The sequence below is a fragment of the Streptomyces chiangmaiensis genome, assembly GCF_036281785.1.
Classification (GTDB): Bacteria; Actinomycetota; Actinomycetes; order Streptomycetales; family Streptomycetaceae; genus Streptomyces; species Streptomyces chiangmaiensis.
In genome coordinates this window covers 1-23,069 of the sequence record NZ_JAYWVC010000132.1, presented here as the reverse complement: position 1 = coordinate 23,069, position 23,069 = coordinate 1, and the positions used below count along the sequence as shown (strand labels likewise).

The following is a 23,069-nucleotide window of genomic DNA, read 5'->3' as shown; positions in this document are numbered from 1 at the left end:
CCTGATCCCCTTCCGCCGATGTGGCCGCGTGGTCACGGACCGTCATCCTTGGTCCTCTGCGGGCCCGGCACCGTTTCCGGTGCCGGGCCCGCGTCATTCACACACCGTGTGCGCACCGGACCCGCATATGCCGCGCGCACACTCTCCCATCGCGTCCACCAGGCGAGTTGACTCTTGATGCGCATGCAAGGGATGTGACAACTACGGAAAGGAGCGGACTCGTGACCGCCGACCCCGAGCATCCCGTGGTCCAAGGAGAAGTCGCAGAGTTACGCCGCCGCCTCGATGTGGCCCACGCCCGGGTCGAGGGAGGGCTGGCCCTGCTCAGTCATCGCGCCGAGGAGACCGCCAAGGATCTCGACGACCTGAGCCTCAGGGTCGTCGCGCTGGAACACACGCGCTGGCCCCTGCCCGCGGTCGCCGCCCTGACGGCCGTGGGCGCTCTTGTCCTGGCGATCTGGCAGGCCTTGGCCCACTAGCCCGCCGGGCCGCGGGACGATGCGGGCCGTGCGTCCTGGCCGAGCCTGAGGTGGTGCAGGAGGAGCAGCGCGGCTGCCATGTTGGCGGCCGGGACCTCCCCGCGGGCGACCATGTCGGGGACGAGCTTGAGGGAAACCCATTCCCGACGATCCGACTCGAAGTCGTCCACGGGGTGCCCGACGTACTCGCCCTCGTCGGCCCAGTAGATGTGGTGCCGGGCGTCGGTGAGGCCGTTGGAGGGCTCCACGCTCATGAGATGGTGCAGGGGTCCCGGTCGCCAGCCGGTCTCCTCCTCGAGTTCGCGGGCTGCCGCGTCGGCGATGTCCTCGCCGTCCTCGACGACGCCCGCAGCGAGCTCCCACCCCCAGCTGTCGGTGATGAAGCGGTGCCGCCACAGCAGCAGCACCTCGTTCGCCTCGTTCACGACCGTGGCCACGGCGACGGGCCGCAGACGTATCAGGAAGTGGTCGAGATGCCTGCCGTCCGGCAGCTCGACATCAGCCAGATTGACGCTGAACCAACGGTTTTCATACACAGTTTGTTCGTTCTGCTTCGTCCACTGCACGGTTCTGCCACCTTCCGTCGAGTAAGTGGCAATATCGCAGCAGGAGCGTCCACTCAGCAGGCTCACAGTGACGCACACCCGGCGCAGCGGCGGGCGCAGTCGCTCGCGCCGGTGGGAAAGCAGGGCTCTCCGGCAGTGGATGGGGCGATGCCTACAGCGGTACGCGCAGTGCCCCGTCGATGAGTTCGGCCGCCTCGTCCGTCCCGGCGCAGCCGCTGCGTACGAGGTGTTCGCGCACCGCCCGCAGTCTGTCGCGCAGGCGCATGGACTCCATCCCCCGGGCCTGCTCGGCCATTTCGACCGCGGTGGCCACCGCCTTGTCGGCGTTGCCCTGGCGCAGTTCGATCTGGCTGAGCATCGCGAGCCGGTGCACCCTGCCCCGGTCGTGCGCCGGTGTGTCGACGGCGGCCGCAGCGTGCTCCCCCGCCGCCACGAGGTCGCCGAGGCTCAGCAACGCCTCCGCGACCTGGACATTGACGAGGCCGGGCTGGACGTAGCCGGTCTCGTCCGGCTCGTGGCCACGCCGAATGCGCTCGGCGGCCGACTCGGCCCGCCGGATGCAGGACAACGCGCTCGTGGCGTCGCCGAGGTGCGCATACGCCTTCGCCTGCATCGCGTAGAGGTCGGAGGCGAGCGCCGGGGTGATCTGTCTGCCCGCGGCGCGGAGCGCGGCCTCGGCGAACGCGACGGCCTGCCGGTACTCCTGCATGAACAGCGACTGATTGACCAGCAGCGCTATCACATACGCACCGAGCCCTCGGTCCCCGCTCGCCTTCGCCAGACGCAGGGCCTGGTGGAAGTAGCGCTGGGCGAGACCGTGGGCGTCCGAGTCGTACGCGCAGATACCGCTGATCGCCACGAGACCGCCGGTGGCACGGTGCAGTTGGCGGCCCATGGCGTCGGTGTAGCTGCCGCGCAGCAGAGGCGCCGTCTCGGAGTTGAGGAAGCCGACGATACGGCTGCGGGTCGCGATGCCGCCGGCCTTGCGGTACAGCTGCTCGTAGTGGGCGCGGGCGGCGCGCAGCATCTCGATGTCCGCCGGGGTGACCCGATGCCTGCCGCCGCGCGAGACGTCCACGTCCTCGGGCGGGTTCTCCCACTCCCACACGGGCATCACGGCGGGGGTGCCCGTGACGGCGGGGGCGCCCAGGATGTGGGGGCGCTGCTGCTCGTCGGACCGCCACAACGCCGTGGCCCGTTCCACGAAACCGGACAGGCTGGAGCCGTGCGTGGCGGCCGGTTCGCCGGGTACCCCGAGGCCGATGTCGTCGAGGGTCACCGGACGATGCAGCCGGGCCGCGAGCACCTCGCAGATCAGATCGGGCACCTGACCGCGAGGGCGCTGGCCCTTCAACCATCGCGCCACAGCGGTGTGTTCGTATCTGAGCGCGAGACCGCGCGCCCGTCCCGCCTGGTTGACGTGCGCGGCGAGTCCCGCGTGGGATATGCCTGCCTCGTCGAGGATCGCGTCGAGCAGAGTGTTGGGCTGCATGAGTGGCCCCCCGGTGACTCGGTCTCGACAGCGTAGTGCGTTCGCCTTCACACGGGGTGTGAACGGAGTGCGCGAATCCGGGCTGTGCGCGCGCTGTTGCGGAGAGTTTCCGCCCGCTTGACTGAAAACCCTCGTAAGAGGCCGGCCGGGCCGTCGGCTCCCCCTCGTACAGTGCGGCGGTCCGACGCGCCGTCCGCCCAGCTGCCTGCCCGACACTCCGTAGCGGGGCGGACGGCGCGGCCGTGTGCCCTCGCTCCGCCGATAGGGCCTGGGCGCTGGTGCAGCACCAGGAGCGGTGGGTCGCGCGCGGGCTTCTCGGGGCAGGTCGTGCCCAAGCGGCGGCCCCGCATGCGTCATGGTCCCGCGCCCCCGGAGCGGCACCCCGGGGCAGGAGATCGCTGTGCAGGACCAGCAGGGCGACGTCGAAGGCGGGGAACCGCGCGACCGGCCGCGAACCGTCCGCAGCCGGAGAACAACCCGCAGTTCCCCGCCCCACCGGTGCCGGCGACCGGTGCTGTGACCGGAAAGGTTTGCCGGGGAACCTTTCCGGTCGCCGCACTAGCTCCGCAGCGTGGCCCCTGTGCGTTCGGCGGCCAGCGTGACCGCCGCGTCGCGGGCCGCGGAGGCCTCGTCGACGGTCAGGGTGCGGTCGGGGGCCCGGAAGCGCAGCGCGTACGCGAGCGACTTCTTGCCCTCACCGAGCTGCTCGCTCTCGTAGACGTCGAACAGCCGGATGGACTCCAGCAGTTCCCCGGCGCCCTCGCGCAGCGCGGCCTCGACATCCGTGTGCGGGACCGTCGAGTCCACGACCAGCGCGACGTCCTGGGTGGCGACCGGGAAGCTCGAGATCCGGGGACCCTTCACGGGCCCGGTGCCCACCTGCTCCAGCACGTCCAGGTCCAGCTCCATCGCGCACGTGCGCTCGGGCAGGCCCAGGGTCTTCAGTACACCGGGGTGCAGCTCACCGGCGTACCCGATGACCTGCTCGTCGCCGTCGGCCACCACGGCCAGTTCGGCACAGCGGCCGGGGTGCCACGGACCGTGCTGGCCCTGGCGGACGATGAGGTCCGCCCCCGTCTCACGGGCGACGCTCCGCGCGGCCTCGATCGCGTCGGCCCAGTCGGCCGGGCGGCCCTTGCCCCACCATCCGACCTGCTCGCGGGCGCCCGCGAGGACCACCGCGGCATGTTGCGGCTGCTCGGGCAGCGCCGCCGTGAGCGACGCGATCTCCTCGTCGGTGGGCCGGCGGTCGACGGGCAGACGCGTGGCGATGGGCTGCTCCGCGCGCGGGTGGAAGACCAGACCGGTCTCGAAGAGGGCCAGGTCGTGGGAGCCCCGGCCGGCGTTGCGGCGCAGCGCGCCGAGCAGGCCCGGCAGCAGCGTCGTACGGAGGGCGGGCTCTTCGTCGGAGAGCGGGTTGACCAGCTTGACGACCCGGCGGTTCGGGTCGTCGGCGGCCAGGCCGAAATGGTCGAAGATCTGCTCGCCGATGAACGGGTAGTTCAGGGCCTCGACATAGCCGGCCCCTGCCAGCGCACGACCGACACGACGGTGCAGCCGCTGCCGGTCGGTCAGACCGCGACCGGCCGGGGGCTTGGGCAGCGTGGAGGGCAGGTTCTCGTAGCCCTCCAGCCGGATGACCTCCTCGGCCAGGTCGTTCGGGTCGGTGAGGTCGGGCCGCCAGGACGGGACGGTGACGATCAGCTCGTCCTGCCCGTAGACGTCGCAGCCGACCTGCTGGAGCCGGCGCACGACGGTCTCGCGGCCGTACTCGACACCGGCCACCTTGTCCGGGTGGTTCGCCGGGATGGTGATGGTGTGCGGCGCCGAGGGCGCGATGACCTCGGTGACACCCGCGTCGGCTGTGCCACCCGCGAGCAGGACCAGCAGGTCGACCGTGCGCTGTGCGGCGGCGGCCGCGGCCATCGGGTCGACGCCGCGCTCGAAACGCCGGGACGCCTCGGAGGCCAGCTTGTGTCGGCGGGCCGTGCGCGCGATCGCGATCGCGTCGAAGTGGGCGGCCTCGATGACGACGTCGGTGGTGCCACCGTTCTCGTGGGCGTGGTCGACGATCTCCGTGTTGGCGCCGCCCATCACGCCGGCGAGGCCGATCGGGCCCCGGTCGTCCGTGATGACCAGGTCCTCGGGGTCCAGCGTGCGCGTGACGCCGTCGAGGGTGGCGATTTCCTCGCCCGGCTGGGCCCGGCGCACGCCGATCGGACCCAGGATGCGGCGGCGGTCGTACGCGTGCAGGGGCTGGCCCAGCTCCAGCATCACGTAGTTGGTGATGTCGACGGCCAGCGAGACCGGGCGCATGCCCGCCTTCTGCAGCCGGCGCTGCAGCCAGATCGGGGAGCGCGCCTCCGGGTCGATGCCGGTCACCGTGCGCGCGGTGAAGCGGTCGCAGCCCAGCGGGTCGGAGATCTTCACTGGGTAGCCGAACGCGTTCGGGCCCGGCACGTCGATCAGCGCCGGGTCGCGCAGCGGCAGACCGTAGGCGACGGCGGCCTCACGGGCGATGCCGCGCAGCGAGAGCGCGTAGCCGCGGTCGGGGGTGACCGCGATGTCGAGCACCTCGTCGACCAGCTCGAGCAGCTCGATGGCGTCGGTGCCGACCTCGGTCAGGGGAGGCAGGACGATGATGCCCTTGCTGCTGTCGTCGCCCATGCCCAGCTCGTCGCTGGAGCAGATCATGCCGTGGGAGGTCTTGCCGTAGGTCTTGCGGGCGGCGATCGCGAAGCCGCCGGGGAGCACGGCGCCCGGCAGGACCACGACGACCTTGTCGCCGACGGAGAAGTTGCGGGCGCCGCAGACGATCTCCTGCGGCTCACCCGTGCCGTTGGCCTGGCCGACGTCGACCGTGCAGAACCGGATCGGCTTCTTGAAGCCCTCCAGCTCCTCGATGGACAGCACCTGGCCGACGACCAGCGGCCCCTTGAGGTCGGCACCGAGCTGCTCGACGGTCTCGACCTCGAGACCGACGGAAATGAGCTTGGCCTGGACGTCACGCCCGGTCTGAGTCGCCGGCAGGTCGACGTACTCCCGCAGCCAAGAAAGCGGGACCCGCATCAGATCTCCATCCCGAACGGCCGGGTGAACCGGACGTCACCCTCGACCATGTCTCGCATGTCTTCGACGTTGTGGCGGAACATCAGCATCCGCTCGATGCCGAACCCGAAGGCGAATCCGCTGTACTTCTCGGGGTCGACGCCACAGGCGACCAGCACCCGCGGGTTGACCATGCCGCAGCCGCCGAGCTCGATCCAGCCCTCGCTCGAGCAGGTGCGGCAGGGCCGGTCGGGGTTGCCGACGGACTCGCCCTTGCAGACGTAGCAGAGCATGTCCATCTCGGCGGACGGCTCGGTGAAGGGGAAGTAGTTCGGACGCAGCCGGGTCTTCATGTCCGCCCCGAAGAGGGACTGGACCATGTGGTCCATCGTGCCCTTGAGGTCGGCCATGGTCAGGCCCTCGTCGACGGCCAGCAGCTCGATCTGGTGGAAGACCGGGGTGTGCGTGGCGTCCAGCTCGTCGGTGCGGTACACCCGGCCGGGGCACACGATGTAGACGGGCGGCTCACGGTCGAGCAGGGAGCGGGCCTGCACCGGGGAGGTGTGCGTGCGCAGCACGACGCCCGACTCGCCGTGGTCGCCCTTGGGGCCCTCGACGAAGAAGGTGTCCTGCATCTGCCGGGCCGGGTGGTCGGGCATGAAGTTCAGGGCGTCGAAGTTGAACCACTCCGCCTCGGCCTCCGGGCCCTCGGCGACCTCGTACCCCATGGACACGAAGACGTCCGCGACCCGCTCCATGAACGTGGTCAGCGGGTGCCGGGCACCGGCCGGCACGCGGTCGTAGGGCAGCGTGACGTCCACCGACTCCTCGACCAGCACGCGAGTGTCCCGCTCGGCCTCCAGCTCGCTCTGGCGGGCGGCGAGCGCCTTGTTCACCGCGCCACGGGCCATGCCGACACGTTTTCCGGCCTCGGCCTTGGCATGCGGGGGCAGGGCGCCGATCTCGCGGTTGGCGAGGGCCAGCGGCGAGGCGGGGCCGGTGTGGGCGACCTTGGCCTCGTGGAGTGCGTCGAGGGAGTCCGCGGCGGCGAAGGCGGCGAGCGCCTCGTCCCGCATGCGCTCGATCTCTTCCGGTTTCAAGGCCTTGACCTCGACAGGGTCGTACGACTTATTGGGTGCCGACATCTCTTCCCGTGCTTCCGATTGGCTGGCTGAAGGTCCCCGTCACTGGTCCTGACACTGGTCCGATGACAAATCGTCGCCGACTTCGGGACGCAAAGGTGCCAAAGGCCGAGTCTAACGGGGTGGGAGTGGCTACCGGACCGCGCGTCCACAAGGCGGCCCGGACCAGGCCCCCTCGTCGCACTCACGCCGTCCGCCCGAAGGGCTGGCCGGGGCGGCGCCCGGCGGGCGGGAATCCGACGGCAGGATCCGGGGCTCCCGGGGGATGCGAAGAGCCCGTGGGCCTCGGCGGTCCTACTGGAGATACGCCGGTGCGCCCACGGGCAACGTAAATCGGAACTCGGCCCCGCCGCCGCGGGCGCGGCCGACCGTGATGGTGCCACTGTGGGCCTCGACGATGCCCTTGACGATGTACAGCCCGAGGCCCGTGCCGCCGCGCTTGCTGCCCCGCCAGAAACGGGTGAAGACGCGGTTCATGGACTCCTCCGGGATGCCGGGCCCCTCGTCACCCACCGTGACCGACGTACCGGCGTCCTCCCCTTCGCGCGGGGACGCCGAGGGCGTGATGTCGATGGTGACGGTTCCCTCGCCGTGGCGCACCGCATTTTCCAGGAGGTTGCTCAGCACCTGGTCGATCTTGTCCGGGTCGGCCCACAGGGCGGGCAGGGGGTGCTCCAGGCGCAGCAGGAAGCGGTCCGCGGGCTGGCCGGCGGCGACGTAGGCCTGGATGTGCCGTCCCACCGCCGCCCCTATGTCGACGGGCTGCCGCCGCACCTCCAGCCGCCCGGAGTCGATGCGTGAGATGTCCAGCAGCTCCGCGATCAGGCGTGTGACCCGGTTCGCATCGGCGTCGACGGTTTCCAGCATCAGCCGCTTCTGGTCGTCGGTGAAGCGTTCCCACTTGGCGAGCAGAGTGGCCGTGAACCCCTTGACGGACGTGAGCGGCGAGCGCAGCTCATGGGCCACCGTGGCGATCAGTTCGGCATGGCTGCGCTCGGTGCGGCGCCGCGCCTCGGTGTCGCGAAGGGAGACCACGACGTGGCGTACGGGCCCGGTGGGACGGGTCCGTACGTACCGCGCGGAGACGAGCACCTCCCGCCCTCCCGGCAGCAGCAGATTCCGCTCGGGCTGCCGTACCCGGATGGCGAGGCCGCCGTAGGGATCGGTGAGCTGCCACCAGCGCCGCCCCTCCAGGTCCTCCAGGGGCAGCGCCTGTTCGAGGCGCCGGCCGAGCGCTTCGGCGGCGGGGACGGCGGTGATGCGGGCGGCCGCGGCGTTGAAGCAGATCACCCTGCCGTGTTCGTCGGCGATCACGAGGCCGTCGGGGAGGTCGTCCGGATCGATGCCGAGCTCGGCGAGATCACCGCGCCGGGACACGAGCGCACGGTCCGCGTCACGTGCTCCCGGTGCTCTGCTCGTGCCGATCATCCCCGTGCCCCACCTCTCATCCGGCGTGGGGGTACCTTCCCTGCTCGAGGCAAGCCGAGAGCTGGGGGAGGGGCCCCCGAGCCCGCCACCCTACTAGCCGGGGGTGACGGAATGGCACCCTCCGACGGCGCGCTGTGCACGGGCGGACGCGTAGAGACATACGGCGGCGGCGGTCGCGAGGTTCAGACTCTCGGCCTTTCCGTGGATCGGCACACGCACGACGGCATCGGCCAGCGCCCGGGTCTCCTCCGGGAGCCCCCAGGCCTCATTGCCGAACACCCAGGCGGTGGGACCGCCCATAGTGCCCTTGTCCAGCTCGTCGTCGAGGTCCTGGTCCCCCGCGCCGTCGGCGGCCAGGATCCGCACTCCGGCCCCCTTCAGCCCGGCCACCACGTGCTCGACGGGGACGCCGACGGCCACGGGCAGGTGGAACAGTGAGCCGACGGAGGCGCGCACGGCCTTGGGGTTGTAGAGGTCGACCGAGGCGTCGGTGAGGACGACGGCATCGGCGCCGGCGGCGTCCGCGCAGCGCAGGACGGTCCCGGCGTTCCCGGGGTCCCGCACATGGGCGAGCACGGCGACGAGCCGGGGGCGCGCGCTCAGGATCGCGTCGAAGTCGGTGTCGAGGAACCGGCAGACCCCCACCAGGCCCTGGGGCGTGACGGTGGTGGAGACGTCGGCGATGACCTCCTCGGCCGCCAGGTGCACACGGGCACCGGCGTCATGGGCCGCCCCCACGATGTCGGGGTACCGCTCCGCGGCCTCGGGGGTGGTGAAGAGTTCCACGAGGGTGGCCCGGCCGTCGGCCCGGTGCCCGGCGGCCTCCCGCACGGCCTGGGGCCCCTCCGCGAGAAACAGTTGCTCCTTGCCCCGGAAATTCCGCTTGCCCAGCCGCCGGGCGGCGCTGACGCGGGGAGAGCGGGGAGAGATCAGCTCGGGGGCCGGGGGCATGCGGTTCACCTTCGTCGTTCAGGGTTTCTTGTCCGCCGCGACGGCGATCGACCGGGGCGGCGGGTCCGGGGGCCCACGCCCCTCAGGCGGTGAGGGAGATGCCGTACCGGCCGGTGTGTGCCTCGGAACGCAGTCGGACCCGCAGGCTGCTCGAGCCTGCGGGTCCGCACGGTCACGTCGGCCTGGCCGACGCAGCGCCGTCGCAGCGTCACGCCGCCTTGGGCGCGTTCACGTCCGCCGGCAGCGCCTTCTGCGCGACCTCGACGAGCGCGGCGAACGCCCGGGCGTCGTTGACGGCCAGCTCAGCGAGGATCTTGCGGTCGACCTCGACGTTCGCGGCCTTCAGACCCTGGATGAAGCGGTTGTACGTGATGCCGTTGGCGCGGGCAGCGGCGTTGATGCGCTGGATCCACAGCTGACGGAAGTCACCCTTGCGCTTCTTGCGGTCGTTGTAGTTGTAGACCAGCGAGTGGGTGACCTGCTCCTTGGCCTTGCGGTACAGGCGCGAACGCTGACCGCGGTAGCCGGAGGCCTGCTCGAGGATCGCCCGGCGCTTCTTGTGGGCGTTGACTGCCCGCTTGACGCGTGCCACTTGTTAACTCCTTGTAGCGGGGCCGCGGTGGTGCTCACGCGACCCGGATTCGACTGGGTCCCGGTCCTGACGTACGGCGCGGCAAGATCAGAAGATCAGGCGCCTTCGCGTCACTTGCCGAGAAGCTTCTTGATCTTCTTGGCGTCGGCCGGGGCCATCTCGGCGTTGCCGGTGAGGCGACGCGTCAGCCGGGACGACTTGCGCTCGAGCAGGTGGCGCTTGCCGGCGCGCTCCCGGAGCACCTTGCCGGAGCCGGTGACCTTGAAGCGCTTGCTGGCACCGCTGTGCGACTTGTTCTTCGGCATAGCGCCGTTCTCTCCTCGTCGGTGGCGCTCCGGTGCCCGGTCGCTGAAACCGGGCACATCGGAACGTCGCTCTTGTATCGGTTACATCCTGGGACTGGCGTCCCGGGAGTCACGCCTCGGCGGAAGCCTCGGCCGGGGCCTCGGTGTTCTCGGCCTCGGCGGCGTTCTGCGAGCGGCCCGGGTGGGCCTTCGCCTCGGCCTTGCGGGCCTCCTGCGCCTGACGAGCCTCGGCCATCGCCTCGGTCTTCTTCTTGTGCGGACCGAGAACCATGATCATGTTCCGGCCGTCCTGCTTCGGGTTCGACTCGACAAAGCCGAGGTCCTGGACGTCCTCCGCGAGACGCTGCAGCAGCCGGTAGCCCAGTTCGGGCCGGGACTGCTCACGACCGCGGAACATGATCGTGATCTTGACCTTGTCGCCCTGCTTGAGGAACCGGACGACGTGACCCTTCTTGGTGTCATAGTCGTGCGGGTCGATCTTCGGCCGGAGCTTCATCTCCTTGATGACCGTGTGCGCCTGGTTCTTGCGCGCCTCACGGGCCTTCATGGCCGACTCGTACTTGAACTTCCCGTAGTCCATGAGCTTGCAGACGGGCGGACGGGCGTTCGCCGCGACCTCGACCAGGTCCAGGTCGTACTCCTGCGCAAGCTCCAGGGCCTTGGCAAGCGGCACAATGCCCACCTGCTCACCACTGGGACCGACAAGTCGCACCTCGGGAACGCGAATCCGGTCGTTGATGCGGGGCTCGGTGCTGATGGATCCTCCTCGGTAGCACCATCACGGCCGTCTGGCGGACAGCCGCATATGTCTGGATGACATGGGACCCAACCATCGCGGCGCATGAAAAATGCCCCGAACGGTACACAGGCGGGGCTCCAAAGCTTCCGGAGCACCGCCGCGGGTGGACCGCGGGGCGCACTTCGGGCGACTCCACCGTCCGTACGGAACGGTGGTGGCCGCCTGACCGGTGACCCGCCGTCCCGGAGGACGGTCAGGTGGGAGATCGGAGCCTCCACTTGTGGGCCGGGCACTGCCATGTCCGGCCGGTCGTCACACAAGGTTAGCAGCTCCCCGGGAGTGGTGCGAACCGGCGTGCACCGGGCATCCGGCGTCCGGGCCCACGGCCCGCACCGGGCCTCCCCCGCGAGGCGGAGACCGGGCCGGGGCCTATCGTGTGGGGCATGAGTGACACCTCCCCCGAGGAATCCCCGGCTTCCGCAGAGTTCGCGGCCGCCGCCGGGAGCCCCGACTTCGACGCCATGACCCGTGACATCGCGGAGGTCCCCGCCGTCGAGGTGATCGTGACGGTCGCCGTCAACCTGATGAGCGCCGCCGCCGTGAAGCTCGGTCTGACCGAGGAGGGCGACAAGTACAAGGACCTGGACGAGGCCCGCAAGCTGGTGCACGCCCTCGCCGGTCTGCTCGACGCGAGCGCGACGGAGATCAGCTCCTTCCACGCGGCCCCGCTGCGCGACGGTCTGAAGTCGCTCCAGCTCGCGTTCCGCGAGGCGTCGATCGTCCCGGACGAGCCGGGCCAGGGGCCGGGCGAGAAGTACACCGGTCCGGTCTACGGCTAGTCCACCGACCGCGACCCCGTCACCCGCGGACGAACAGGGGCTCGCCCGGAGGCGTCGCCTCGGCCGGCAGCACCGCCAGGTCGAGGCCGCGCACCAGGCGGGCCCTCAGCGTTTCGTCGGCCGCCATGCGCCGTGCCACGGCACCGGCGGCCTCGGCCGGGGTCGCGCCGGGTTCCAGGACGAGCGCCAGGATGCCGTCCGCCTGTCCGGGGCCGAGGTAGGCGCGCAGCACGGCGGGCTCGCCGGCCACGGCGGCCCGTACTGCGCCGGTCACGGCGGGGTCGGCGAGCGGATCCGTCGTCGTACGGCCCTCCGCGAGCGCCAGCAGTATGGGCCCCGACAGCTCGAACGGCACCGGACCGGACATGTCCAGCACGATCGTGTCGGCCTTCTCGTGCGCGGCGGCCTGCAGCGCCTGGTGCACGGGGACGGCGACGGGGCGGGCCGCCGGGTCCCAGCGGGCCAGCGACTCGGTGGACGTGAAGGCGGGCAGGGCGGTGCGGTCGCCGGCCTTCAGGGTGGGCACGGCCATCTCGCTGGTCTTCTCGCGGCGCAGTACGCCCCCTCGTCTCCCTCCGGCGCCCTCCCCCGGGGCCCCGTGCCCCCCGTGAGCGACCTCCTCCGCCTCACCGAGGACGGCGACGACGGGAACGAGGAGCCGCGCGCCCTTCAGCGCCTCCAGCACGGGCCCCACCGCGGTGCGGTCCTCGGACCACGCGGCGAGTGCCGCGCTCAGCCGGGGGTCGGCGGAGCCGTCGTCGTCGGGGAAGCCGGAGTCGGGAATGTTCTTGTTCGCCACGGACCGACCCTATCGGGGGTCCTCGGCGCGCTCGTGCCGACCCTGGAACACGGCGGTCGGCTGTTTCACGGGTTTCTCAGCGATTACTGACATGGATCTCATGTCCGTCCAACGACGCGCACAGCGCCGCTCCCGAACATCGCGGCCATGGAGTCCCACAGAGCCCGGCGTGGCCGACGCACCCGCACCTCCCGAAGCCGCCCGGTTCTCTGCGCGGTGCTGGCGTCTGCCGTCGTCGTCGGCGGTACGGCGGCGGGGACGGCATATGTGAGGGCACAGGCGCACGCGGAAGCGGGCACCGTATCGTCGCAGTCGTCGGTGACGCCCTCGGCGAGCCAGGAGGCATCGGTGGAACCTGCGGCGGAACCCTCGGTGGACCGGGACGCACTGCTGGAGAAGGCCATGAGGACGGTGACCGTCGAGGACGGCGCGGACGTGGCCGTCGCGGTGCTGGACCTGGACTCCGGTGACAGCGCCCGGTACGGCGACGGGACCTTCGACACGGCGAGCATCGTCAAGGTCGACATCCTGGCGACGCTGCTGCTGCAGGCGCAGGACGCGGACCGGCGGCTGACCGCGCAGGAGAAGTCGTGCGCCACCGCGATGATCGAGAACAGCGACAACGGCTCCGCGTCCGCGTTGTGGACCGCGATCGGGCGGGCGGACGGGCTCGACCGGGCGAACAAGCGCTTCGGCCTGACAGGCACCGCGGGCGGCGACGGCCCGCTGTGGGGACTGACGCAGACCACCGCGGTCGATCAACTCACCCTGCTCCAGCAGGTGTTCGGGGACGTCTCCAAGCTGAGCGACGCCTCTCGGACGTATCTGCAGGGCCTCATGGGCAACATCGCCACGGACCAGCACTGGGGTGTGTCGGCGGCCGCGGACGGCTCGGGGTGGGCGCTGAAGAACGGCTGGCTGGCGCGCAGCACGAGCGGGCTGTGGGACATCAACAGCATCGGGCGGATCACGGCCGGCGGCGGCACCTACCTGGTGGCGACGCTGTCGAACGGCAACTCCACGAAGGAGAAGGGGATTTCGCTGGTGGAGGCGGCGGCGCGAGCGGCGGTTTCGGCGTTCGCCTGACGACGGCGCCCCGTCAACGGCTCCACGGTCGCGTCCCGTTGCGCCCGCGCCACAGCACCACCGACGACACCAGCAGCATCACGCCCATGCCTCCCGCCAGCGGGCCCGCCCAGCCCGGCGAGTTCGCCCGGTCGTCGGACGTGTCGGGGCCCGAGCCGAAGTACTTGCGGCCGTACGCCACCGAGTGCGGGCCCTCTGGTTTGAGGTGCGCGGCCGCCTTGATGGCCGCCGCGGGGTCGATGAAGCCGAAGCCCCGGGAGTCGTCGCGGCCGCCCTTGGGGGCGTTGCGGGCCGTGTTTTCCAGCAGTTGCTTGATCTGGGCCGGGGACAGGCCCGGACGGGCGGCCTTGATCAGTGCGACGGCACCGGAGACGAACGCGGACGCCGCGCTGGTGCCCCAGCCCTCGTAGTACTTGCGGTCGGGGTCGGCGATGACGACGTCGACGCCCGGCGCACTGACGGTGGCGTACCAGCGGCGGGTGGAGAAAGAGGCGCGGGTGCCGTAGCGGTCCACGGCGGTCGCCGCGATGACGCCGGGGTAGGCCGCCGGATAGGAGATGTGGTCGCCCTTCTCGCCGCCGTTCCCGGCCGAGGCGACGACGACGGCGCCCTTCTTCAGTGCGTACTGCACCGCCTCGTCCTCGGCCGCCTCGGGGTGTGCGGACTTGGAGTCGTCGCCGAGGGAGAGGTTGATGACGTCGGCGCCGTGGTCGGCGGCCCACCGAATGCCCTCGGCGAGGGCGTTGCCGCGGGTGTTGCGGGCCTTGGTACGGCCTGGGTCGCCGTCCTCGAGGATGACGCGGACCGGAAGGATCTTGGCCTCGGGGGCGACACCGATGACACCGTCGGCGTCACCGGCGCCATGGCCGTGACCGGCGATGATGCCCGCCATGGCGGTGCCGTGCCGGGCCCAGGAGCGGTCGCCGCGCTCGGCGCCGAAGCCGACCAGGTCCTTGCCGGCCAGGACGTTGCCGGCCAGGTCGGGATGGGTGGAGTCGACGCCCGTGTCGAGGACGGCGACGGTGATCCCCTTGCCCTTGGTCGTCTGCCAGGCCTTCTGGGCGTGCAGGGCGTCGAGGGCCCACTCCTGGTCGCGTATCCCGTCGGCGTGCGCCGCGGTGGTGGGCAGTACGACGAACGAGCCGGCGAGAAGCACGGTGAGAATCCGGGCGCCGGCCCCGCGGACGCTCATGACGGCTTCTCCGTGACCGAGGTGACGGTCTTGCGGAGGGCGGCCTCGACGCGGTCGGCGAGTCCGGCCGCCTCGAAGCCGAGGCCCGCCTGGGCGGAGGCCGTGGTGGCGCCGGTCGCCATGGCCTGCGCGGAGAACTGCGGTTCGGTGACGGTGCGGCCGTCGGCGAAGCCGGAGACGGCGTAGACGACGACGGGGGCGTCGGTGAGGACCGAGATCGTCCAGGAGGCGCGCTGGGCGTCGCCGAACTTCGCGGCGACGGTGCCCTTCGCGGCGTACGGGCGCGGCATCAGGTCGGTGCGCCGGTCGAGGCCCTCTTTCTTGAAGCGGCTGTTCAGGGCGGCCATGGCGGCGGCGTCGGCCCGGGTGAACAGCAGGCCGACGGTGGTGACATGACTGCCGGTCGCGTCCGTGTAGGTGGCGCGCAGCAGCCGCAGACACCCGACGGGTGCGAGTGCCTTGCGCAGCAGAGGGTCGAAGGCGGCCTTGCAGGTACCGTCCGGGGCGACGGCGACCCTCGTCCAGGTGCGGTCGGCACCGCCGGGGCCCGCGCCCGGATCGTTGATGGTGGGCGGGAACAGCCGGTCGACCGGGACGCTGTGCCACAGACCTCCGGTGACGGCGAAGGCGTCCCGCGCTCCGTCACCCGAGCCGTCCCCGGTGAGCCAGCTCCCGGTCACGGCGCCGCCGATGAGCCCGAGGCCGAGGACCAGGCAGGCGGCCGCCGCGGCGGCGCGGGGGTGCACACGGGTGCCGAAGCCGGGGCGGCGCCAGGTGCCGATCGTGTGGGTGTCCGGCTGGGCCACGGTCACGAACGGGCGTGGCGCGACGGGCCCGTTCTCGTCCCGGTGGGGCCGAAGGCGCACGGTGGTCTCCACGATGCCCTCGGCAGGCAGGGGGGCGCGCGGCGCGGGCACGGTCTGCGCATCGGCGCCCCGCGCAGGGGCACCGGACGTCGGAGGCCGGTCGGGGAAGCGCGAGGAAGCCGTCGGCGGGGGCGGGCCGTACGGCTGGGCGTTCCGGTCGAGGCGCAGGTTCGGGAAGCGGGGGGATTCCGGCGTGCGGGGCGGCGACGCCTGCGGGGCGTCTCCGGACTCCGGGGGCGGGGTGTCGCCGGGCCGCTGCGGGGAGCCCTTCGCGTCCAGCCGGCCCGAGGGACCGTCGGCGGCAGACGGCCCTGAGGCCGTGCCGGCGAGCGCGCCGCCGGTCCGCGGCGGTACGGCGGGTCGCGCGGGAGCGTCCGCCTGGGCGCGGGTCCCCGCCCTGGGCGCCTGCTCGCGCGATGGCGCCGGGAGCGAGGACGCTCGGGCGGACGGCACCCGTGGTGCGTCGGCGCCGTGAACCGCGGGCGGCTGCTCGGGCCGGGGCGGAACGGCGCCCGGGGTGCCCTCGCGCCACGCCGCCCGGGGCGGGTCCTGCGGGGCGGGAGGCGTGTGGTCCGGCTGCGTGCGCGGTTCGCCCGGCGGGGTCGACGGGCGGGGCGGGGTCGTGGGGCGCGGAGGAATGGAGGCGCGACGCGCTTCCGTGCTCATGCACCCCCCGTTTCCTCGTGGCCGGCCCGCCCCGGAGGCTGCCGGGGTGTTCGACCGCCCGCGGGGAGCGGCCGGTCTCGCGTGGTGCGGGACCGCCACCCCGTCCTGGGCAGGCATACCCGCGCGGGCGGACACCCATCCCGGGCGTGCGCACCCGGGCGGAGCCACCGCGTTCCCCGCGTGCGCGTCACTCTACGGCTTGAACGGCCTCGAACGGGAACCAGTCCGCAGCACCGGGGGCATCTGCCCGGATCGTCCCCCTACCCTGCGGTAATCGCATCTGGCAGGCTGCGTTCATGACTGCCCGCGCCGCAGACCGGGCTCGGTACGACCGGGCCACCGCCGAGCTCGACGCTCCCGTCGCGATCGTGGACCTGGAGGCGTTCGACGCCAACACCGAGGACATCCTCCGCAGGGCCGAGGGCAAGCCGGTCCGCGTCGCGAGCAAGTCCGTCCGCTGCCGCGCCCTGCTCGAACGCGTTCTGGCCCGGAAGGGCTTCGCGGGCATCATGTCCTTCACGCTGGCCGAGTCGCTGTGGCTGGCCCGGTCCGGTTTCGACGACGTCCTGCTCGCCTATCCGTCGGCCGACCGGCGGGGCTTCGCCGAGCTGGCCGGCGATCCCAAGCTCGCCGCAGCCGTCACGGTGGTGATCGACGACCCGGCGCAGCTGCGCCTCATCGACGACGCCCGCCAGGGCGGCACCGAAGAAGTGCGCGTCTGCCTGGAGTTGGACACCTCGCTGAAGCTGCTCGGCGGGCGCGTCCGCATCGGGGCGCGCCGCTCCCCTCTCCACTCCCCCCACCAGATCGCCGAGATGGCCCGTACGGTGGCACGCACGCCCGGTTTCCGGCTGGTGGGGATCATGGCGTACGAGGGCCACATAGCCGGTGTCGGCGACGCGGTGTCCGGGCGGCCGGTGCGGTCGCGGGCGATCCGCCTGATGCAGGCCACGGCGCGCAGGGAGCTCGCCGAGCGGCGGGCCGAAGCGGTGCGCGCCGTCCGTTCCGTGGCTCCGGACCTGGAGTTCGTCAACGGCGGCGGTACGGGCAGCGTGCAGTACACGGCCGCCGAGGGCGCGGTGACCGAGATCGCGGCGGGTTCGGGGCTGTATGTGCCGCGGCTGTTCGACAACTACACCTCGTTCCACGGGCGTCCGGCCGCCCTGTTCGCCCTGCCGGTCGTGCGCAGGCCGGGCGTCGGGGTGGTGACGGTGCTGGGCGGCGGCTATCCCGCGTCGGGAGCCGCGGGCCCCGACCGGCTGCCCGCCCCCTATCTGCCGGAGGGCCTGAGGTACGACCCGCAGGAGGGTCCGGGCGAGGTGCAGACGCCGTTGCTGGGCGCGCCCGCCGACGACCTGCTCATCGGCGACAAGGTGTGGTTCCGGCACGCCAAGGCAGGGGAGCTGTGCGAACGGTTCGCCGAGCTCCATCTGGTGGAGGGCGACGAGGTCACGGCGACGGTGCCGACGTATCGCGGCGAGGGGCACACGTTCCTCTGAGGGCTGCCGCAGGTTCAGCCGCCGGGCCCGATGCTGCTGCCCACCCCTCCGCTCGTCGCCGCGTCGCCGACCGGCCTGATCCCGTTGGTGATCCTGTCCATGTCGGAGAGGGGCGGACCGTCCGGGCCCGCGTCGAAGGCGAAGCGGACGACGACTGGCGCCTGTGAGCCCGTGCTGGACGGGAAGGCCAGCGACTCGACGTAACCCCCGGGTCCCTTCGCGGTGTCGACGCGCCAGCGTACGAAGTACCCGGCCCGGCCCGCGACCGCGACCTGGCCCGACGCGAGCAGCCGGTGGGACGTGACACCGCCGAAGGGCCGGCGGCCGAGCCGGTCGCGGTCGTACTCCTCGTGCGCGGCGTTTGCGATGTCGCCCTTGGCGATCGACTCCGGGGACGCGCCGGGGGCGGACGTGGCGGTGCGCGAGAGGACCCTGCCGTGGCGGCAGAAGCCGGGGTCGCCCGGGCAGTCGTACACGCCCGGCGTGGTCAGCACGACGTCGTCCTCGGCGACGTTCTCGGCCCTCGTCCATCCCCCCGGCACCGGGAAGGTGATGCCGTTGAGTTCGTCCAGGACGACGTTCGGGTCCCCCATGGCCGACGTCGCCGGAGCGGGCGGCGAGGCGTCGCTCGCCGACGCGGAAGTCGCCGCTGTGGAAGAGGACTTGGTCTGTGCCGCCCCGCCACCGTCGTTTTCGGCGACGACGGCGCCGGTGACGATCGCGGCGACCAGGAGGGCCCCGGCCGTCCCGAGCGCGACCCCTCCGGCGCGCCGGGGCCCCCGGCGGTCCGGTGGCTGCGGCGACGGCGGCACGGGCACCTCGGGCTGACGCCGGTGATCGGTCCACGCGGCCCCGTCCCACCAGCGTTCGGTGAGCGGGTACGACGGATCGCGATACCAGCCGGGCGGGGGCGCACTGCTCATCCCGGCCACTGTAGGCCGTACCGGGAACCGCCACACAGGGCCCGTCACAACTCGCTCAGTACACCGTGTCCTGCTGGTCGGGGACGACCGAGCCGTCGTCCCTCGGGACCGGACCAGGCTGCCGTCCGGCTCGTTGTGGGCGCTCGCCGAGCACGGGCAGGGGTCCGGCCTGCGCGGCAGCGGCTCGATGAACATGGGATTGATCAGCAGGCGCCCGTCGGTGTCGTCGTACGCCCGGCACATCGGTTCGCTCTTGTTCCGGTTGATCACCACATGGGCGCGGGTGGCGTCACCGACGAACGTGACGTCGGTGACGGCGTCGCCCGCCGCGAGCGCGGACCGGTACGCCGCACGCTGCCGGCGGCCGACGAAGGCGTCGCGGCCGCCAGGACGGCGGCCGCGACCAGGGGCCACGCGACGAGGTGTCTCATATGGCGTGGACCATACCCTTTGCCTTAAAGGGGCGTGACGTACGCGCCCGAGATTCCGCCGTCCACGAGGAAGTCGGTGGCGTTCACGAAGGAGGAGTCGTCGCTGGCGAGGAACGCCACCGCCGCCGCGATCTCCTCGGCCTCGGCGAACCGGCCGACCGGGATGTGCACCAGGCGGCGCGCGGCCCGCTCCTGGTCCTTGGCGAACAGCTCCTGCAGGAGCGGGGTGTTGACGGGTCCTGGGCACAGGGCGTTGACCCGGATGCCCTCGCGGGCGAACTGCACGCCCAGCTCGCGGGACATGGCGAGCACCCCGCCCTTGGACGCGGTGTAGGAGATCTGCGACGTGGCCGCGCCCATGCGGGCCACGAACGACGCCGTGTTGATGATGGAGCCCTTGCCCTGACGCCGCATGTAGGGGATGGCGGCCTTGCAGCACAGGTAGACCGAGGTCAGGTTGACCTCCTGGACCCGCTTCCACGCCTCGAGGCCGGTGTCCAGGATGGAGTCGTCGTCCGGCGGCGAGATGCCCGCGTTGTTGAAGGCGATGTCGACGCTGCCGTACGTGTCGTAGGCGGCCTTGAAGAGCGCCTCGACTTGCTCGGCGTCGGTGACGTCGACCTTCACGAACAGCCCGTCGACCTCCTCGGCGGCCGCCTTGCCGCGGGTCTCGTCGATGTCGCCGCAGACGACGTAGGCCCCCTCGGAGGCGAGCCGGCGCGTGGTGGCGAGACCGATGCCGCTGCCGGCACCGGTGATGACGGCGGTACGGCCGACCAGGCGGCGGCAGATGGTGTCCGATGTCCGAGCGGTCACTGTGCGGGGCCCTCCGTGCTGATGAAGACGTTCTTGGTCTCGGTGAAGGCGATCAGGGCGTCCGGGCCGAGTTCCCGGCCGATCCCCGACTGCTTGAAGCCGCCGAAGGGGGTCCAGTAGCGGACGCTGGAATGGGAGTTGACGGACAGGTTGCCGGCGCGGACCGCCTGGGAGACGCGCAGCGCGCGGCCGACGTCCCGGGTCCAGATGGAGCCGGCGAGGCCGTAGGAGGTGTCGTTGGCGAGCCGTACGGCGTCGGCCTCGTCCTCGAAGGGCAGGACGACGGCGACCGGGCCGAAGACCTCCTCCACGGCCACCCGGGCGTGCGGGTCCACGTCGGTGAGCACGGTGGGCGGGAACCAGAAGCCGGGGCCTTCGGGAGCCTTGCCGCGGATGCCGGGCGCGTCGGTGGCGACGTACGAACGCACCCGCTCCAGCTGGGCCCTGGAGATCAGCGGGCCCATCTGGGTGCTCTCGTCGGCCGGATCGCCGACCCGGACCGACTCGACCGCGGGGGCGAGGAGGTCGAGGAATCGGTCGTACGCGGTGCGCTGGACGAGGATGCGGGTGCGGGCGCAGCAGTCCTGGCCTGAGTTGTCGAGGAACGACATCGGGGCGGCGGCCGCCGCGGCGTCCAGGTCGGCGTCCGCGAACACGATGTTGGGGCTCTTGCCGCCGAGTTCCAGGGTGACACGCTTGAGGAGGGCGGAGCCCTTCGCCAGCACCTGTGTGCCCACGGCCGTGGATCCCGTGAAAACGATCTTCGCCACATCCGGGTGCTCGACGAGTGCGTTGCCCGCGACGGGGCCGTGGCCGGGCAGCACCTGGAACAGGCCCTCCGGCAGGCCGGCCGCCAGGGCCAGTTCGGCCAGGCGCAGGGCGGTGAGTGGCGTCGTCTCGGCGGGCTTGAGGATCACCGCGTTGCCCGCCGCGAGCGCGGGCGCCGTGCCCCACGCGGCGATCGGCATCGGAAAGTTCCAGGGGGCGATCACGCCGACCACGCCGAGCGGTTCGAGGATCGTGACGTCCAGGCCGCCGGGCACCGGGATCTGACGTCCGGTCAGGCGCTCCACTCCCCCGGCCGCGTAGTCGAGCAGATCGCGGACGTTGCCCGCCTCCCACCGGGCGTTGCCGACCGTGTGCCCCGCCTCGCGAACCTCCAGCCGGGCCAGTTCCTCGAGGTGGTCGTCGACCGTCACGGCGAACCGGCGCAGCAGCCGGGCACGGTCGCCGGGAGGGAGCGCGGCCCACCGGGATTGCGCCCGAGCGGCCCGTACGACGGCGGCGTCCACGTCGGCCGTGGTGGCGGCCGGGACGGTGGCGACGACCTCCTCGGTGGCCGGATTGCGTACCTGCAGTTCGAGCTCGTTCGGCACGAAAGGACCTTTCACATGCGTTCGAAGGAGCGACGCAGCTCCCAGTCGGTCACCGCGGCGTCGAAGGCGGCCAGTTCGACGCGGGCCATGTTGCGGTAGTGCGCGACTACCTCGTCGCCGAAGGCGGCCTTGGCGATGGGGCTGTTCTCCCAGAGCTCGGCGGCCTCGCGCAGGGTGGTCGGCACATGCTCGTGCTCGGCGGTGTACGCGTTGCCCGGGCACGGTTCGGGAAGCTCCAGCTTCTGCTCGATGCCGTACAGCCCGGCCGCGATCATCCCGGCGACCGCGAGGTGCGGGTTGACGTCACCGCCGGGCAGGCGGTTCTCGAACCGCAGCGAGCGGCCGTGACCGACGACCCTGAGGGCGCAGGTGCGGTTGTCGTGCCCCCAGGCGACCGCGGTCGGGGCGAAGGATCCTGCCTGGAACCGCTTGTAGGAGTTGATGCCCGGCGCATAGAGGAGCGAGAAGTCACGGAGGGCGGTGAGCTGTCCCGCGAGGAAGAACCGCATGGTCTCCGACATCCCGCCGGGGTCACCGGGCGAACCGGCCATGACATGGCGGCCGTGCTCGTCGGCGAGCGAGAGATGGATGTGGCAGGAGTTGCCCTCGCGCTCGTTGTACTTGGCCATGAAGGTGATCGAGACGCCCTCCTGGGCCGCGATCTCCTTGGCGCCGGTCTTGTAGATCGCATGCTGGTCGCAGGTGACCAGGGCCTCGTCGTAACGGAAGGCGATCTCGTGCTGGCCCGGATTGCACTCGCCCTTGGCGGACTCCACCGTCAGGCCGGCACCCGCCATCTCGTTGCGGATGCGGCGCAGCAGGGGCTCGATCCGTCCCGTGCCGAGCACGGAATAGTCGATGTTGTACTGGTTGGCCGGGGTCAGGCCCCGGTAGTTCGCGTCCCAGGCCTGCTCGTAGGTGTCCTTGAAGACGATGAACTCGAGCTCCGTGCCGACCTGGGCGGTGAGCCCGAGGGCGGCGAGGCGCTCCGTCTGCCGGCGAAGGATCTGGCGGGGGGCCGCCACCACGGGAGAGCCGTCGTCCCAGGCGAGGTCGGCGATGACCATGGCCGTGCCCTCGTTCCAGGGTACCCGGCGCAGGGTGCCGATGTCCGGGTGGAGGGCGAAGTCGCCGTAGCCGCCGTCCCAGGAGGACATCTCGTAGCCGTCGACCGTGTTCATCTCGGTGTCGACGGCGAGGAGGTAGTTGCAACCCTCCGTGCCGTGTTCCAGGACCTCGTCGAGGAAGAACCGCGCGGCGAACCGCTTGCCCTGGAGCCGCCCCTGCATGTCGGGGAAGGCCAGCACGACAGTGTCGATCTCGCCGCCAGCGACGAGGGCGTGCAGCTCCTCGACGCCGAGCGGGGGTGTGCGGTGTGCCACGGGAGGTCTCCTTCGGTCCGCCGAGAGCCATAAGGTATGTGCGAGAACCATTTGTTGGGAAGGGGGCACGGCCGGATGTCGCAGACGGAACCCGAGGGCGGCTCCGGCGGCCCGCAGGACCGGCTGACGCCGGTGCTGCGGCCCGTGCGGACCGGCAACGGCTTCGAGGAGGCACTGGAGCAGATCCTCCAGGTCATCCGCCTCGGGCTGGTACCCGGCGGTGAACGACTCCCCGCGGAGCGGGAATTGGCGCAGCGGCTGGGCATCAGCAGGGTGACGCTGCGCGAGGTGCTGAAGGTGCTCCAGGACCAGGGTCTGGTGGAGCCGCGGCGGGGGCGGTACGGCGGCACGTTCGTGCTGCCGCGCCTCGACGCGGGCAGCGAGGACGAACTGCGCCGGCGCATCGAGAAGGTCGACATCGAGGACGTGCTGCGGTTCCGCGAGGTGCTGGA

21 protein-coding genes are annotated in these 23,069 nt (G+C 71.8%); 5 read left to right on the top strand and 16 right to left on the bottom strand.

Features of this window, described 5'->3' with window-relative positions; genetic code table 11:
* Positions 1-221: 221 nt before the first annotated feature.
* On the top strand, positions 222-479 hold the full coding sequence (locus tag VXC91_RS29455; protein ID WP_329510388.1) for a hypothetical protein: 258 nt from the start codon (positions 222-224) through the stop codon (positions 477-479).
* Here VXC91_RS29455 and VXC91_RS29450 read toward each other — a convergent pair.
* From VXC91_RS29450 to infC, 9 genes are all read right to left on the bottom strand, one after another.
* On the bottom strand, positions 476-1,045 hold the full coding sequence (locus VXC91_RS29450) for an NUDIX hydrolase (protein ID WP_329510387.1): 570 nt from the start codon (positions 1,043-1,045) through the stop codon (positions 476-478). The two genes, VXC91_RS29455 and VXC91_RS29450, sit on opposite strands and share 4 nt — an antisense overlap.
* Positions 1,046-1,196: 151 nt before the next feature.
* Positions 1,197-2,537: a transcriptional regulator gene (locus VXC91_RS29445; RefSeq protein ID WP_329510386.1), complete on the bottom strand. Its 1,341-nt coding sequence runs from the start codon at positions 2,535-2,537 to the stop codon at positions 1,197-1,199.
* 558 nt (positions 2,538-3,095) lie between these two features.
* Entirely contained in the window at positions 3,096-5,606 is a 2,511-nt protein-coding gene (gene pheT / locus VXC91_RS29440; protein WP_329510385.1) for a phenylalanine--tRNA ligase subunit beta, read from the bottom strand.
* On the bottom strand, positions 5,606-6,730 hold the full coding sequence (gene pheS, locus VXC91_RS29435) for a phenylalanine--tRNA ligase subunit alpha (RefSeq protein ID WP_329510384.1): 1,125 nt from the start codon (positions 6,728-6,730) through the stop codon (positions 5,606-5,608). Before pheS ends, pheT begins: the two co-directional genes overlap by 1 nt.
* A gap of 291 nt (positions 6,731-7,021) precedes the next feature.
* Positions 7,022-8,155, bottom strand: coding sequence for a sensor histidine kinase (locus VXC91_RS29430; RefSeq protein ID WP_329510383.1), 1,134 nt, complete (start codon positions 8,153-8,155; stop codon positions 7,022-7,024).
* A 93-nt stretch (positions 8,156-8,248) separates the two neighbouring features.
* Positions 8,249-9,106 (bottom strand): TrmH family RNA methyltransferase, encoded by an 858-nt coding sequence (locus VXC91_RS29425; protein ID WP_329510382.1) that lies wholly within the window; start codon positions 9,104-9,106, stop codon positions 8,249-8,251.
* 208 nt (positions 9,107-9,314) lie between these two features.
* A complete protein-coding gene (gene rplT / locus VXC91_RS29420) occupies positions 9,315-9,698 on the bottom strand; it encodes a 50S ribosomal protein L20 (protein ID WP_059125646.1) in 384 nt (127 codons plus the stop codon).
* Between the two features lie 110 nt (positions 9,699-9,808).
* Positions 9,809-10,003 (bottom strand): 50S ribosomal protein L35, encoded by a 195-nt coding sequence (gene rpmI / locus VXC91_RS29415; RefSeq protein WP_329510381.1) that lies wholly within the window; start codon positions 10,001-10,003, stop codon positions 9,809-9,811.
* A 109-nt stretch (positions 10,004-10,112) separates the two neighbouring features.
* Entirely contained in the window at positions 10,113-10,760 is a 648-nt protein-coding gene (gene infC / locus VXC91_RS29410) for a translation initiation factor IF-3 (protein ID WP_329510390.1), read from the bottom strand.
* A gap of 425 nt (positions 10,761-11,185) precedes the next feature.
* Here infC and VXC91_RS29405 point away from each other — a divergent pair, with 425 nt between their 5' ends.
* Positions 11,186-11,581 (top strand): DUF1844 domain-containing protein, encoded by a 396-nt coding sequence (locus tag VXC91_RS29405; protein ID WP_329510380.1) that lies wholly within the window; start codon positions 11,186-11,188, stop codon positions 11,579-11,581.
* 19 nt (positions 11,582-11,600) lie between these two features.
* On the opposite strand, the gene VXC91_RS29400 is transcribed toward VXC91_RS29405, so the two are convergent.
* Complete coding sequence (locus VXC91_RS29400; protein WP_329510379.1) at positions 11,601-12,380, bottom strand: SseB family protein; 780 nt, start codon at positions 12,378-12,380, stop codon at positions 11,601-11,603.
* 147 nt (positions 12,381-12,527) lie between these two features.
* Here VXC91_RS29400 and VXC91_RS29395 point away from each other — a divergent pair, with 147 nt between their 5' ends.
* A complete protein-coding gene (locus VXC91_RS29395) occupies positions 12,528-13,466 on the top strand; it encodes a serine hydrolase (protein ID WP_329510378.1) in 939 nt (312 codons plus the stop codon).
* Positions 13,467-13,479: 13 nt separating this feature from the next.
* Here VXC91_RS29395 and mycP read toward each other — a convergent pair whose 3' ends face one another.
* Complete coding sequence (gene mycP, locus VXC91_RS29390) at positions 13,480-14,658, bottom strand: type VII secretion-associated serine protease mycosin (RefSeq protein WP_329510377.1); 1,179 nt, start codon at positions 14,656-14,658, stop codon at positions 13,480-13,482.
* The gene (locus VXC91_RS29385) at positions 14,655-16,190 is read right to left on the bottom strand and encodes a hypothetical protein (RefSeq protein ID WP_329510376.1); all 1,536 of its coding nucleotides are present in this window, start codon (positions 16,188-16,190) and stop codon (positions 14,655-14,657) included. Before VXC91_RS29385 ends, mycP begins: the two co-directional genes overlap by 4 nt.
* 296 nt (positions 16,191-16,486) lie before the next feature.
* Here VXC91_RS29385 and VXC91_RS29380 point away from each other — a divergent pair, with 296 nt between their 5' ends.
* Positions 16,487-17,689, top strand: coding sequence for an amino acid deaminase/aldolase (locus VXC91_RS29380; protein WP_329510375.1), 1,203 nt, complete (start codon positions 16,487-16,489; stop codon positions 17,687-17,689).
* Positions 17,690-17,703: 14 nt separating this feature from the next.
* Here VXC91_RS29380 and VXC91_RS29375 read toward each other — a convergent pair whose 3' ends face one another.
* The 4 genes from VXC91_RS29375 to VXC91_RS29360 form a co-directional block, all read right to left on the bottom strand.
* Entirely contained in the window at positions 17,704-18,612 is a 909-nt protein-coding gene (locus VXC91_RS29375; RefSeq protein WP_329510389.1) for a DUF2510 domain-containing protein, read from the bottom strand.
* Between the two features lie 455 nt (positions 18,613-19,067).
* On the bottom strand, positions 19,068-19,859 hold the full coding sequence (locus tag VXC91_RS29370) for a 3-oxoacyl-ACP reductase (protein WP_329510374.1): 792 nt from the start codon (positions 19,857-19,859) through the stop codon (positions 19,068-19,070).
* On the bottom strand, positions 19,856-21,235 hold the full coding sequence (locus tag VXC91_RS29365) for an aldehyde dehydrogenase family protein (RefSeq protein WP_329510373.1): 1,380 nt from the start codon (positions 21,233-21,235) through the stop codon (positions 19,856-19,858). The genes VXC91_RS29370 and VXC91_RS29365 overlap by 4 nt, the downstream gene beginning before the upstream one ends.
* A gap of 11 nt (positions 21,236-21,246) precedes the next feature.
* Positions 21,247-22,617 carry a glutamine synthetase family protein gene (locus VXC91_RS29360; RefSeq protein WP_329510372.1) on the bottom strand — a complete coding sequence of 457 codons (1,371 nt, stop codon included), beginning with the start codon at positions 22,615-22,617 and terminating at the stop codon, positions 21,247-21,249.
* A 75-nt stretch (positions 22,618-22,692) separates the two neighbouring features.
* On the opposite strand from VXC91_RS29360, the gene VXC91_RS29355 reads away from it, so the two are divergent.
* Positions 22,693-23,069, top strand: a 377-nt coding sequence (locus VXC91_RS29355) for a FadR/GntR family transcriptional regulator (protein ID WP_329510371.1), incomplete at its 3' end; no start/stop codon positions are given.